General features: G+C 59.6%; 12 protein-coding genes. 2 read left to right on the top strand and 10 right to left on the bottom strand.

What is annotated here, in order from left to right; all coding sequences use genetic code 11:
• Positions 1–6 precede the first annotated feature (6 nt).
• Entirely contained in the window at positions 7–1,149 is a 1,143-nt protein-coding gene (locus BUE38_RS03910; RefSeq protein ID WP_084541695.1) for a YihY/virulence factor BrkB family protein, read from the bottom strand.
• Between the two features lie 160 nt (positions 1,150–1,309).
• On the opposite strand from BUE38_RS03910, the gene BUE38_RS03905 reads away from it, so the two are divergent.
• The gene (locus BUE38_RS03905) at positions 1,310–2,401 is read left to right on the top strand and encodes a bifunctional nicotinamide-nucleotide adenylyltransferase/Nudix hydroxylase (protein ID WP_073433656.1); all 1,092 of its coding nucleotides are present in this window, start codon (positions 1,310–1,312) and stop codon (positions 2,399–2,401) included.
• Positions 2,402–2,482: 81 nt separating this feature from the next.
• Here BUE38_RS03905 and BUE38_RS03900 read toward each other — a convergent pair whose 3' ends face one another.
• From BUE38_RS03900 to BUE38_RS03875, 7 genes are all read right to left on the bottom strand, one after another.
• Positions 2,483–3,400 carry a LysR substrate-binding domain-containing protein gene (locus BUE38_RS03900; RefSeq protein ID WP_073433655.1) on the bottom strand — a complete coding sequence of 306 codons (918 nt, stop codon included), beginning with the start codon at positions 3,398–3,400 and terminating at the stop codon, positions 2,483–2,485.
• Positions 3,401–3,570: 170 nt separating this feature from the next.
• Positions 3,571–4,989, bottom strand: coding sequence for a cardiolipin synthase (gene cls, locus BUE38_RS03895; protein ID WP_073433654.1), 1,419 nt, complete (start codon positions 4,987–4,989; stop codon positions 3,571–3,573).
• A 119-nt stretch (positions 4,990–5,108) separates the two neighbouring features.
• Positions 5,109–5,255 carry a hypothetical protein gene (locus BUE38_RS22860; RefSeq protein ID WP_159438845.1) on the bottom strand — a complete coding sequence of 49 codons (147 nt, stop codon included), beginning with the start codon at positions 5,253–5,255 and terminating at the stop codon, positions 5,109–5,111.
• A 184-nt stretch (positions 5,256–5,439) separates the two neighbouring features.
• On the bottom strand, positions 5,440–6,945 hold the full coding sequence (locus BUE38_RS03890; protein WP_073433653.1) for a fumarate hydratase: 1,506 nt from the start codon (positions 6,943–6,945) through the stop codon (positions 5,440–5,442).
• Between the two features lie 300 nt (positions 6,946–7,245).
• On the bottom strand, positions 7,246–9,273 hold the full coding sequence (gene uvrB, locus BUE38_RS03885) for an excinuclease ABC subunit UvrB (RefSeq protein ID WP_073433652.1): 2,028 nt from the start codon (positions 9,271–9,273) through the stop codon (positions 7,246–7,248).
• 96 nt (positions 9,274–9,369) lie between these two features.
• Entirely contained in the window at positions 9,370–9,795 is a 426-nt protein-coding gene (locus BUE38_RS03880; RefSeq protein WP_073433651.1) for an OsmC family protein, read from the bottom strand.
• Positions 9,795–9,992, bottom strand: a complete 198-nt coding sequence (locus BUE38_RS03875) for a hypothetical protein (RefSeq protein WP_073433650.1) — start codon at positions 9,990–9,992, stop codon at positions 9,795–9,797. Before BUE38_RS03875 ends, BUE38_RS03880 begins: the two co-directional genes overlap by 1 nt.
• Before the next feature lie 250 nt (positions 9,993–10,242).
• On the opposite strand from BUE38_RS03875, the gene ygfZ reads away from it, so the two are divergent.
• On the top strand, positions 10,243–11,286 hold the full coding sequence (gene ygfZ, locus BUE38_RS03870) for a CAF17-like 4Fe-4S cluster assembly/insertion protein YgfZ (protein ID WP_084541694.1): 1,044 nt from the start codon (positions 10,243–10,245) through the stop codon (positions 11,284–11,286).
• A 27-nt stretch (positions 11,287–11,313) separates the two neighbouring features.
• On the opposite strand, the gene BUE38_RS03865 is transcribed toward ygfZ, so the two are convergent.
• On the bottom strand, positions 11,314–12,174 hold the full coding sequence (locus BUE38_RS03865) for a TatD family hydrolase (RefSeq protein WP_073433649.1): 861 nt from the start codon (positions 12,172–12,174) through the stop codon (positions 11,314–11,316).
• A gap of 91 nt (positions 12,175–12,265) precedes the next feature.
• Positions 12,266–13,855, bottom strand: coding sequence for a peptide chain release factor 3 (locus BUE38_RS03860; protein WP_073433648.1), 1,590 nt, complete (start codon positions 13,853–13,855; stop codon positions 12,266–12,268).
• Between the last annotated feature and the right edge of the window lie 248 nt (positions 13,856–14,103).

Here is a 14,103-nt window from a genome sequence, read left to right as displayed (position 1 = left end):
CCTCCCTCACCGCTCCCTTGCCGCAGCTTTGCCATCGGTCTCTGCATCACCCTGCCGTTCTTCATCAGGACTGACATCAGCATAGTTCTCGGCTCTCTGACTGGCCTCATCCGCACCCACGTCACCATGAACCTCGACACCCGCTTCGACCTCCCCGGCCTCCTCGGCAGCGGCCCGCACCCGACTCCGCCGTTCCTCATCATACTCACGGCGCTCCTCGGCGGATAACTGCTCTCGTATGCTGGCCTGATCAACCAGTTCCTGCTTGACCAGTACCGCGCTGTTGCGCGGGATGATCGGCTTGCGTCGCTGTACCAGGTGACTCTTGGTGAAGGCAGCACCAAACAGCAGTATCAATGATGAGTAGTAAACCCACAGCAATACGATGACCACCGACCCCGCTGCACCATAGGTCGAGGCCGTGGCTGTGTAGGCCAGATACATGGCGATTCCCGAGCGCCCCACTGCGAACAGCACTGCGGTGACAGCGGCCCCGACAATGACATCACGCCAACGCAGCACCACATCGGGAAGCACACGAAAGATGGTGGCGAACAAGGCCGTAATCACCACCAGCGACACCAGGAATTCCGCCCCCTTGGTCAGTAGGCTGACGAACGGCAGGATGTCGTGGGCTGCACGCAATGCCGCACGTACGAACACCCCCAGTCCCAACGACACCAACAAGATAAAGCCAATGGACAATACGATGGTCAAGGACAGCAATCGCTTCTTGAGGAACAACAGTAGACTATTGCTGTTGGGTCGAGCCGTTACTCCCCAGATGGTGTTCAGCGAGAACTGCATTTGCCCGAAGACCGTCGTCGCACCTATCGCCAGAGTGGCAAACCCGAGCAGTGTCGGCAGGAGACCAGACTGATCAATGCTCGACTGGGCGACTGCCTGCTCGATGGCCCTGGCCGCCTCCGGCCCCATGGCGCTGTGGAGCTGCGCGAAGATCTCGCCCTGAGCCGCATCCTCACCGAGCACCAAGCCGATTACCGTCACCGCGATGATCACCGTTGGTGCCAGGGAAAAAAGCGTATAGAAGGCCAGTGAACCGGCGTAGCTGAAGGCATTGCGTTCCAGCCACAGTTGAATAGCGTTGCGCAGCACGCTCCACCAGAACCCTATTGCATCCTTGATCATGAAGTTCCCTCATCCATTCTTGTCTGGGTACAGCATAACGAAACTGAGCGCCACTATAGCGAAACCAGGCACCACTGGGCGTCACAACGAACAACTGTGCACATTGCACAGTGTGCATGGCACCACCATAATGGCGGCGTCTTGAACCGAGGAGCATGGAATGTCATCTGTGGAAGACCCCACTGGGGCCGACAGCGACTTTGACTGTCTGGTATTCATCGGACGCTTCCAGCCGCCGCACCTCGGCCACCTTGCCGTAATCCGCGCCGCTCTCAAGCGAGCCCGCCAGGTGATTGTGCTGGTCGGGTCGGCTTGGCAGGCGCGCTCACTACGTAACCCATGGCGCTTTGATGAACGCCGCAGTATGGTACGTAGCGCATTCGATGACGAAGACAATGCACGACTCGAAATCGTCCCATTGCTGGATGCTCTCTACAATGATGACGTCTGGGTACACGATGTCCAGCGCAAGGTACGTGACCTGGCACACCCGGAGCATGCTCGTCTGCCCCGCATCGGCCTGATTGGTGCCAGTCGCGGGCAATCCAGTTACTTCCTGTCACTCTTCCCTCAGTGGGAGTCGGTCAGCGTTCCTCTTGTCGAGGCCATCTCGGCCAGCCAGATTCGTCAACGGCTGTTCCGATCCGACGCCTCGGCGATCGAATACCTGAGCACCAATGCCAGCCACGACCTGCCACCACCCGTGGTCGCCTGTCTGCGCGACTTCATGAATGACCTGCCGTTTCGTCAACTGGTCGAAGAGCAACAACTGCTCGACCAGTATCAGTCGGCCTGGGCCCAGGCGCCCTACCCGCCCATCTTTGTCACGGTCTGTGCCGTCGTCGTACAATCAGGTCATGTATTGCTGGTCAAGCGCACCTCGGCCCCTGGCAAGGGGCTCTACGCCCTACCGGGAGGCTTCATCAACTCCCAGGAACGTTTGATGGATGCATGCCTGCGCGAATTGCGCGAACGCATCCGCCTGAAGGTACCGGAACCCGTACTCAAGGGCTCGCTGCGAGGCCAGCGGTTATTCGATGAACCTCATCGCAGTTGGCGGGGTCGCACTCTGGCGGAAGCCTTCTATTTTGCATTGCGTCCCGATCAGCAACTACCGAAGCTCAAGCCGGTCAAGGGTGGGGATCACGCACGCTGGGTGCCACTGGCGGAACTGGAGCCGGAGAGCCTGTTCGAGGACCACTTCTTCATCATCCAGAACTTTCTGGGGCTACCGGCGGATCAACGCAGCTGATGGCAACCCGCTGGAGGCCGGCAGGAGTGCTTCCAGCGCTTTCAGGCTCATGTAGCCCTCGAGTCCTTAGCCCTCAAGTGCTCAGGCCTCAAGAAAGTCCCGTGGCAACTTCATCATCTGTCGCCACAGCTTCTCCACGCCCGGCTTGTGGACCAGCGAGCAGCGATAGAGACGAATTTCCAGCGGGATATCCCAGTTCTCCGCGGCAGCACGCACCACGCGTCCCTCGTTGAGCTCCTGACGCAGACAGAAATCCGGGATCCAGGCCATCCCGACTCCCTGCATCATCATGCCCTTGAGCCCTTCCGCCATGGCGGTCTCATAGACAGTACGCAAGCGCATTCGCAGCGGATCGTTCTTGAGCAGCATCCGCACACTGCGACCGAGAAAAGCTCCCTGGGTGTAGGCGAGATAAGGTAGAGGGTCACTACCCTCCAGCGGAAACATCGGTTGGCCCTGCTCATCCGGTAGACAGACCGGTACCATCTTGACGCTGCCAATGGAAAAGGAAGGGAACACTTCCGCATCCAGCTGCATGGTCGCATAGGGATCGTGATAGGCGAGCATCAGATCACAGTTGCCTTCGCGCAACACATGAATGGCCTCGCCAACGTTCATGGCGATCAGGCGAGTAGGAAGCTCCCCCAACCCCTTCTGTAGACGCGAGATCCAGGGCGGAAAGAAACTCAGCGCCAGAGAATGTGCGGCAACGATATCCAGTGCCTCATTGGCCATCGACAAGCCACGCAAGTGCCCAAGAGATTCATTGAGCTGCTCGACGACATTGCGCGCGGTCACAAGGAACAGCTGCCCCTGGGGCGTCAGGTCGATCGGAGTGGTCGAGCGATCCACCAGCGTCACGCCCACTGCCTGCTCGAGGGACCGAATGCGGCGACTGAATGCGGGTTGAGTGACATGACGTTGACGTGCCGAGGCGGAGAAGCTGCGTGTGTTGGACAATGCCACGAAGTCTTCCAGCCATTTGGTCTCGAGATTCACTACCACTCCTCGCAGGGCATACAGGTATTCCAGGGCGTTATTATGCCTGTAACAGCGGCGCTATCGTAGGCAAAGTTTCGATCCAGCAAGGTTATCAATCTATCTCCGAGCCTTGTTCACGCCCACCGGCAGCTATGCTCGCCTGGGCAGCCATGCTCACCATGCAAGTTCTACTGCACCGGTGCAAGCAGATAGGCGCCCCGCGAAATCAGCTTCCGCCACAAGGAGCGCGACCGCAGCTCCTGAAGCGTCACCTCGCGACAGTGGGCAAGATCCGCCTCGAGCATATTGGCAACTTCCGCAGCAAAGGCCCTGTCGGCGACCAGTGCCGTGATTTCGAAATTGAGCCGGAACGAGCGATTATCGAGGTTTACCGTCCCGACACTGGCCGCCTGATCATCAATCAGCATGACCTTCTGATGCAGAAACCCCGGCAGGTAGCGATAGACGCGAATGCCGGCCTTCAGCATCGCCGGCAGGAAGGCAAAGGCGGACAGGAATACCAGCAGGTGATCCGGTCGCTCCGGAATCATGATCCTCACATCCACACCACGCATGGCGGCCAGCCGCAGCGCGTCCTGTACCCCTTCATCCGGCACGAAATAGGGGCTGGTGACCCACAATCTCTCGCGGGCACTGTGGATCTGGTGCTGTATCAATAGGCTGGCGGTCTCCTGAGGGTCTGCTGGCCCAGAGGGAACGATAGCCACATTGCGCCCCTGCTCATGCGCCACCCATGGTTGCCAGCTCAAATTGAGCATTGACCCGGTCGCCCAGTGCCAGTCCTCCCAGAAGGCTTCCTGCAGACCAAGCACACCAGGCCCCATCAGCTTGAGATGGGTATCGCGCCAGGCGCCGTGTCGCTCACTCTGGCCGAGATACTCGATACCAACATTAAGCCCACCCAGCCAACCCTGCTCACCGTCCACCACCAGAATCTTGCGATGATTACGGAAGTTGAGTTGGAAGCGATTGCGCCAACCGCGTGACGAGTGAAATGCGCTGACCCCGATGCCGGAAAGGCGTAGATCCTTGAGGTAACCTTCGCCAAGCTGACGGCTACCGATCTCGTCATACAGAAAATGGACGCGAACCCCACGCCCAGCAGCGCCGATAAGATGCTTCTTGAGGCGTCGCCCCAGGGCATCATCACGAACAATAAAGAACTGGATCAGGATATAGGAGCGGGCCGAATCTATACCGGCGAACAGACTGTCGAAAGTCGCTTCACCATCGATCAGCAATTCAGTTTGATTGCCGCTGGTCATCGGCATCATGGCGAGTTGCTCGACCACTCGGACATCAGGGTCGTCACTATCGACGACATGGGAATCGAAACGGTCACGATACTGCTGGAGGACACGCCGCAGCACGGTATCCCGCTGCCCTCGCGCAGACACATAGCCGTAGAAACGCGGTCGGCCAAAGATCCAGTACGCCGGTAGCGCCAGGTAAGGCATCGTCACCAACGAGATGATCCAGGCAATGGCCCCCTGGGAGGTACGACTGGACATCAAGGCCAGTACCGCCGACAAGGCCCCTCCGACATGCACGAGAAATATCATCAACCCAAGCAGCCATGCCGCCATTGCGCCTCTCCACCGTCCCTGTCGATTTCAGCTCTGCCGTTTCAGTACTCTGTTCCGAAACCATCCTGCCGGAATACGTCTTGTCGACCTTATTCCCGAAACCTGTCTGCGCCCTTGTTTCACCTATTAACATGGCAATCAAATAGCTCATCCTGATCGATTTGATTGTCGTCCGCACCACACTGGCGCAGATGCGCGGATCTGATGGTGTGGTACGGTCTCGCGTCGGCCTGATGGCCGACGGCGGCACGTCCCTGTGCCGCCATTAACCCGACATGAAAGCAGGCCGGGTTAATATCACCAACTCCGTGGTCTGTATAGCTCCTCACAGGAGCCACCAAGGCGTATCCGAGCTCCGGCACAACCGAATCAGCATACTCGCAAACGTTACGACCCCGCCACCAGGCGGGGTCGTAACGTCAAACACCGGACGAACTGATGCTCAGAGCATCAAGCCGTCTGTGCGATGATTTCCTTCCACTTGGCCGGGCCGGTCTGGTGTACCGATGTCCCCTGACTATCGACCGCCACCGTGACCGGCATATCTTCGATCTCGAACTCGTAGATGGCCTCCATCCCCAGGTCTTCGAAGCCGACCACTCGTGACGCCTTGATCGCCTGTGACACCAGGTACGCGGCACCCCCCACCGCCATCAGGTAAACCGCTTCGTTGTCGCGGATCGCCTCGATCGCCACCGGTCCACGTTCGGCCTTTCCGACCATGCCCAGCAAGCCGGTCTGCTCGAGCATGGTGCGGGTAAACTTATCCATGCGAGTTGCCGTGGTCGGGCCAGCCGGACCCACCACTTCATCACCGACGGGATCCACCGGCCCCACGTAGTAGATGAAGCGTCCCTTGAGATCCACCGGCAGGCTTTCCCCTTTAGCCAGCATATCGACCATGCGCTTGTGTGCGGCGTCACGTCCAGTCAACAGCTTGCCGTTGAGCAACAGGGTGTCACCCGGCTGCCAGCTCTTGACGTCTTCTGCGGTGATCTCGTCCAGGTTCACGCGCTTGACGTTGTCTCCGGCCTCTCGGGTGATCTCCGGCCAGTCCTCGAGTCGGGGGGCCTTGAGTGCAGCCGGGCCGGATCCATCGAGGCTGAAGTGCGCATGGCGAGTGGCAGCACAATTGGGAATGATGGCCACCGGCTTGTTGGCCGCGTGGGTCGGGTAATCCTTGACCTTGATATCCAGTACCGTCGTCAGGCCACCTAACCCCTGGGCACCGATGCCACTACGGTTGACCTTGTCGAACAGTTCCAGACGCAGTTCCTCGGCACGATTGGCGGCGCCACGAGCCTGCAGGTCCTGAATGTCGATGGGGTCAAGCAGTGCTTCCTTGGCCAGTTCCATGGCCTTCTCGGCGGTGCCGCCGATGCCGATCCCCAGCATGCCGGGAGGACACCAGCCCGCCCCCATCTTCGGCAACTGTTCCATGACCCAGTCGACCACGGAGTCCGACGGATTGAGCATGGCAAACTTGGACTTCGCCTCACTACCCCCACCCTTGGCGGCGACATGCACCTCAAGGGTATCGCCCGGCACCAGCTTGTGGTGGATGACGGCCGGGGTGTTGTCGCGGGTGTTCTGGCGCTTGCCATCAGGATCGGCCAGCACCGAGGCCCGCAGTACGTTATCCGGGAAGTTGTAGGCGCGGCGTACGCCTTCATTGATCATGTCGTCGAGGCTCATATCACCTTCGAAACGTACATTCATGCCCACATGCACGAAGACGGTAACGATACCAGTGTCCTGACAGATCGGGCGATGGCCCATGGCACACATGCGCGAATTGATCAGAATCTGGGCGATGGCATCCTTCGCCGCCGGGTTTTCCTCGCGCTCATACGCCGCGGCCATGGCATCGATGAAATCCTTCGGGTGGTAGTAGGAAATGTACTGCAGAGCGTCGGCGACACTCGTGATGAGGTCGTCCTGTCGAATCACGGTCATGGCTGACTCCTTGGCTGGGTCGGGCGAGCCCGTTTCTATACGGTGGATCACCGCGGCGCCGGGCTTTCGTGGTGGCATATTGTACCCCATCCTCTGCGTTTCGGCAGGCCCGCCAGGGTGGAACCATGGCTGACGAAAAGACAGATAACGGTATAACTATAGGAACATGAGAAAGGAGGATTGCCATTCGGCAACCCTCCTCATCTGGACGACGACGGTCAGAGTGTGGGCTTCACCACACCCGGTTTCCAGAGCAACGGCTTGAGCAGTGTGACCGGGATATTCCCGCTGGACCTTGAATCAAACCTCGCCAAGCGCCAACTGTTGCTCTCGCAGCTCATGGAGACGGTCGCGCAGTCGTGCCGCTTCCTCGAACTCCAGGTTCTGGGCGGCCTCGAGCATGGCATTCTCGAGCCGGCTCATTTCCTTGCGCAGCTCCTCGCCGGACATTGCCGTCGGATCGTAGCCTGCCTTGTCCTCGGCCACCTTGCGGTCGCTCTTGCGTCCCTTTCGACGGCTACCCGGCGCCTGAGCGGCCTCGAGAATATCAGCCACTGAACGCGTCACGGTGCGCGGCGTGATGCCGTGCTCCTCGTTGAAGGCCTTCTGTTTCTCCCGGCGACGCTCGGTCTCGTCGATTGCCTTGCGCATCGAGTCGGTGATCCGATCGCCATAGAGGATGGCTTTGCCGTTGGCGTTACGAGCGGCCCGGCCGATGGTCTGGATCAGCGAGCGCTCGGCACGCAGGAAGCCTTCCTTGTCGGCATCGAGAATCGCCACCAGTGACACCTCGGGGATATCCAGGCCTTCACGCAACAGGTTGATACCGACCAGCACATCGAACTTGCCGAGACGCAGGTCGCGGATGATCTCGACCCGTTCCACCGTATCGATATCCGAGTGCAGGTAGCGCACCCTGATGTCGTGCTCATCCAGATACTCGGTGAGATCCTCGGCCATGCGCTTGGTCAGGGTGGTCACCAGCACCCTTTCACCCACATCGGTGCGCAGACGAATCTCGGACAACAGGTCATCCACCTGTGTCGAGGCAGGACGCACCTCGATCTCGGGATCCAGCAGGCCAGTCGGACGCACGACCTGCTCCACCACCCGGCCAGCGTGCTCTGCCTCATATGGGCCCGGCGTCGCCGAGACAAAAATGGCCTGCGGACAGATGGACTCCCATTCCTCGAAGGTCATGGGGCGATTGTCCAGTGCCGAGGGCAGGCGAAAACCATATTCGACCAGGGTTTCCTTGCGTGAGCGATCCCCTCGATACATGCCACCGACCTGCGGCACACTGACATGGGATTCGTCGATGAACAGCAGGGAATCCGGCGGCAGGTAATCGAAGAAGGTCGGCGGCGGCTCACCGGGCGCGCGCCCTGAAAGATAGCGCGAGTAGTTCTCGACGCCATTGCAGTAGCCCAGCTCCATCATCATCTCGATGTCATAGAGCGTGCGTTGCTCGATGCGCTGGGCCTCTACCAGGCGGTCCTCCTTGCGCAGGAAGGCCAGGCGCTCTGCCAGTTCTGCCTTGATCTGATCCACCGCACCGAGAATGGTCTCGCGTGGCGTCACATAGTGGCTCTTGGGATAGATGGTCATGCGCGGGACCTTGCCACGCAGCTCCCCGGTCAGCGGATCGAACAGGCTGATCGAGTCGATCTCGTCGTCGAACAGCTCAACCCGCACTGCCTCGTCCTCGGCATCCGCGGGAAAGATATCGATGACATCGCCCCGCACCCGATAGGTGCCACGCCGGAAGTCCATATCATTGCGAGTGTACTGCAGCTCCGCCAGACGGCGCAGAAAGCCCCGCTGGTCAATCAACTCTCCACGAGTGAAGTGCAGACGCATCTTCAGATACTGATCCGGATCACCGAGGCCGTAGATCGCTGACACCGACACCACGATCAGCGCGTCACGTCGCTCGAGCAAGGCCTTGGTAGCCGACAGACGCATCTGTTCGATATGGTCATTGATCGAGGCATCCTTCTCGATGAAGGTGTCCGACGACGGCACATAGGCTTCGGGCTGATAGTAGTCGTAGTAGGAGACAAAGTACTCGACGGCGTTGTCGGGGAAGAAGGACTTGAACTCCCCATACAGTTGCGCCGCCAGTGTCTTGTTGTGCGCCATGACGATGGTCGGACGCTGCATGCGCTCGACGATATTGGCCATGGTGAAGGTCTTGCCGGAACCGGTGACACCCAGCATGGTCTGGTGAGCCAGACCCGCTTCCAGGCCCTGAACCAGCCCTTCGATGGCGGCAGGCTGGTCTCCCGCTGGCCGGTATTTTGATACGAGTCGAAAGGGCTTGCTCATCTCAGCTCCTGGTATCATGAATGATGACGGAAACGAGCGTCATTCGAGGTGGTCATGCAGAACAAGGGACGGGACGACAATGCATCCCGGCAATGCTCAGGGAGCCGTGCCGAGGCTCGTGGCCAGGGTCCGCGTGGTAACCTCCACCGTGGACGTTGTCATCAAGCGGTGAATCGGGCACTTGTGACTGATCTCCTCAAGGCGCGCCAGTTGCTGTGGGTCTTCGATACCATGGAAGGTCATCGCCACGTCCAGTCGGTAGACACCACGCCGCTCGTCACGTTCGTCCCGCGTCACCACCACGCTGACATCGGTCAGCGGCCATTCCTTGCGCTTCGCATACATCTGCGCCGTAATGGCCTTGCACGCCCCCAGCGAAAGATCGAAATAGTCGTGGGGATCCGGTGCCTGCCCCTCTCCACCAAAGGCTTCGGGGACATCCACCAACAGATCGTCGAAACTCTCGATGCTGGCACGCTGGCGCAGCACGCCATCACGCTCACTGCGAAGATGAATGCTCATCACTGTACCTCAATGCCCGGAATCTGAGCCTTGACAGCGGCGATCAACTGCTGGCGTGTCGCACGACCTTCCACATCGGCGCCATGGCGGCCCACTTCGGCGCTATCGACGCCGTCGAGCATCATCAATGCAGTAGTGATCTGGTTGATCTGGTCGGCATTCTCCACTCCCTTGAACATCAGCGACTGTTGGGTCATATGCAGCTCTCCTTGAGATGGACTTTTACTTGAAACCGGGGCTCTCACTTGAAGCCAGAGATGGTCACTGGAAGCGGTTCCGGTGTATTCGCCGACAACAGGTAATGATCGCCCAAGCTTAGCATGACGCTTTTCCGCTGGGCACAGCCTGGTACGCTTGCAAAAGGCGACCAACGACCGCACATTTCCTGTATAGCGCAGCCTTGGTCATCAAGACCATTGCCGTCTCGCGACAACCGACAGGAACTCCATGACTACCTGGATCACTACCCACGGGGGGCGCCTGAGCTCCCCGTCAGACGTCGAATTCGACACCCCGGACCCGGCACGTACCGCGCTCGAGCGGACCGTGGCCATTCCGCTGGCACACCTCGGCATTCTGGATGTCCGCGGCCCCGATTCGATACGCTTTCTGCAGGGCCAGACCAGTGCCCAGCTCAACCTGATCGACGGTCATTTCGCGCCCTTGACGGCGTTCTGCTCCGTCAAGGGACGAGTGGTCGCCAACGCCCAATTGCTGCGGGTTGGCGAAGACCATTTTCGGCTGATTCTTGACCGCAGCCTGGTGGAGCCCCTTGCTCAGCATCTCGGGCGTTTTGCCGCCTTCTACAAGGCTGAGCTGGAACCCAATCCCGATATTGCACTGATCGGCATCATGGGCCCAGAGTCTGCCGCGCTGACCGAAGTCGACTGTGACCTCAACGCCCCCGGTGTATGGCATCAGGCCAACAGCAACGGCACCATTGCCCTGGGCTACCCCGGGCCGCAGCCCCGCTACCTGATCATGGTGCCGGGCCCCCAAGCCGATGCCCTGTTCGAGCGACTGCTCAAGCAGTGCGTTGCCGTAGGCAACGCCATCTGGAAGCTCACTGACATCCAGTCAGGACTGCATTTCATCACCAACGAGCAGCAGGACACCTGGTTGCCGCAGATGCTCAACTGGGAGGCCCAGGCAGGCATCAGCTTCAAGAAGGGTTGCTATACCGGACAGGAAGTCGTGGCACGCGCGCATTTTCGCGGCCAGGTCAAGAAGCGCCTGTTTCGGGCCCAGGTCGAGGGTAGCGAGATGATTTCCATCGGCAGCCAGGTGACCAACACTGATGATAAGCGCGTCGGTGAGATAATTGCCTGCCAGCAGGATGCCTATGGACAGTCCGAGGTCCTTGCTGTCCTCAACATCAGCGCCGAAGACATGAACCTGTCCTTCGAAGGGCGCCGAATGCAACTCCTCAAGCTACCCTATAGCATCGAACGCCTCGATCCCGAGAGTCTGGCACCACCGGGCCAATCGTGAACCTGGCCAGGTGATGCTGCCCTCCTCTCAGGGAAGACCAAACAGGCGGCGAGCGTTGGCCGAGCTGTTCTCGGCCACCTCGTCACAGGACTGACCACGCAACTCCGCCACCACCCTGCAGACCTCGGCGACTCGAGCCGGCTCGTTGCGCTGTCCCTGATAGCCAGCCAGCGGCATATCGGGGCTATCACTTTCCAGCACATAGGCGTGATCGGGCAGACTGGTCACTGCCCTGCGCAGGCGGGCGGCTCTCGGGTAGGTGACCGCACCGCCCAACCCCAGCACGTAGCCCAACTCATCGAAGCGCAGCGCCTGCTGGGCAGAACCGGAAAAGGCGTGGATCAAGCCACCTTTCGCTGGCCCCAACTGGCGCAGACGCCGAGCCACATCGTCGTTGGCTCGTACACAATGCACCACGACCGGTAGGTCATGCTCTTGAGCAAGACGTAACTGGGCGTCAAATAGCGTCCATTGCCGAGGAAGGCTATCGGAAAAGCGCGCGTCGATCCCGCACTCGCCCAGCGCGACGACTTCAGAGTGGTCCTTGAGTGTCCGCGCCAGCTCAGCGAGGTCGTCACTCCCCCGCTCGCCGCCCTGACCCTCAAGACGGTTGTACTGAACGTCATGCTCGCCGAGGACATGATCGTCGAGAACATGGTCGTCAAGAACATGGTCGCCAAGAAACAGGGGATGCAGCCCCAGGCAGGGATAGCAATCACCCCGACTGGCCAGCGCCAGCAAACCGTGCCAGCGCGAACGCGTAGTCCCCGCGACAACAAACTGCTCCACACCGGCAGTTCGTGCACGCGCCAGCACCTCATCGCGATCGTCATCGAAGACCGCAAAGTCCAGGTGGCAATGAGCATCGATCATACGGGCAGTAGACATCGGGCTACTCCAGGAGCTGACCCAGGAATCATGCGGCCCCCATGGAGACCGCAATCCCGGCCTGCCGAGGGGACTCGGCAGGCCGTCTGGCTCAGTGCTCTCGGGTCTCGCCGAAACGCACGTCCGGCCAGCGCTCCTGAGTCATCTGCAGATTGACCCGAGTGGGTGCAATATAGGTCAGGTAGCCACCGCCATCGATGGCCAGGTTGGTACTTGCCTTGCGCTTGAACTCTTCAAGCATCTTCGCATCGTCACAATAGATCCAGCGTGCGGTATGCACGTTGACGCCCTCGTAGATGCAATCGACCTTGTATTCTTCCTTGAGGCGGTGGGCTACCACATCAAACTGCAGGGTACCCACAGCGCCGAGAATCAGGTCATTGTTGTCGAGCGGCATGAAGACCTGCGTCGCCCCCTCCTCGGAGAGCTGCTGCAAGCCCTTCTGCAACGCCTTCATCTTCAGCGGATCCTTCAGGCGTACGCGCTTGAACAGTTCCGGTGCGAAGTGGGGAATGCCGGTAAAGCGCATATCCTCGCCCTGGGTGAAGGTATCACCGATCTGGATGGTGCCGTGGTTGTGCAGGCCGATGATGTCACCCGGCCAGGCTTCCTCGACATGAGTACGATCGGCGGCCATGAAGGTCAGAGCATCGGCAATCTTGATGTCCTTGCCGATACGTACATGACGCATCTTCATGTTCTTCTCGTACTTGCCGGAGCAGACCCTCAGAAAGGCAATGCGATCACGATGGTTGGGATCCATGTTGGCCTGGATCTTGAACACGAAGCCAGTGAAGCGCTCGTCCTTCGCTTCCACCGCGCGGGCATCTGTTTCGCGAGGTTGCGGTGCCGGTGCGTACTCGACGAAGCCATCCAGCATCTCACGAACACCAAAGTTGCCCATGGCGGTACCGAAGTAGACCGGCGTCAGCTCGCCGCGCAGATAGGCCTCATGGTCAAAAGTATGAGAAGCACCGCGCACCAGCTCCACCTCCATGCGCAGTTCCTCAGCACCGTCCTCGCCCAGCAGTGCATCAACCTCGGGATTATCGAGGCCTTCGATACGCTTGTCTTCGGGGATTCGGCTGCCCTGCCCCTGGGTATAGAGATGAATGACGTCGTTGTAGAGGTGGTAGACGCCCTTGAAGTGACGCCCCATGCCAATCGGCCAGGTCATGGGCGCACACTGGATATTGAGTACCGTCTCGACTTCGTCCATCACCTCGATGGGATCGCGGATATCGCGATCCATCTTGTTGACGAAGGTCAGAATCGGCGTGGTACGCAGGCGACAGACTTCCATCAGTTTGATGGTGCGATCCTCGACACCCTTGGCCCCGTCGATAACCATCAACGCCGAATCCACCGCCGTCAGCGTGCGGTAGGTATCCTCGGAGAAGTCCTCGTGCCCGGGCGTATCCAGCAGATTGACCATACGGCCCCCATAGGGGAACTGCATGACCGAGGTGGTCACTGAGATGCCCCGCTCCTGCTCCATCTTCATCCAGTCCGAGGTCGCATGCCGGTCATCCCGCTTGCTCTTGACCGACCCCGCCATCTGGATGGCGTTTCCGAACAACAGCATCTTTTCGGTGATGGTGGTCTTGCCCGCGTCGGGGTGACTGATGATCGCGAAGGTCCTGCGTAGATCGGTCTGCTGGGCCTGTTTCGGGTTGGACATGAAGGGTGTCGCCTGCTTGCTCGAATATAGAGGGCATCTGCCGAATCGGCAGCGCTGAAACCGCCAGATGATACCGCGCCAGGCCCCAGGGCGACCAGTACGGTCTCGCCTTCGCCATCAGACTGTCATCTTGCTGCGACCTGTTTGTCATTATCGCTGTACAAGATCAAGGCCGATCACGCGTCCCCATCCGCCATCGCCACAAGACCTTCCGGCAGGTCTCTCAGCCAACATGAAACACGAGAATA

The organism is Halomonas cupida (assembly GCF_900142755.1).
GTDB lineage: Bacteria > Pseudomonadota > Gammaproteobacteria > Pseudomonadales > Halomonadaceae > Halomonas > Halomonas cupida.
The sequence above is the reverse complement of the archived record's forward strand: the minus strand, read 5'-3'. Positions and strand labels throughout refer to the sequence as shown.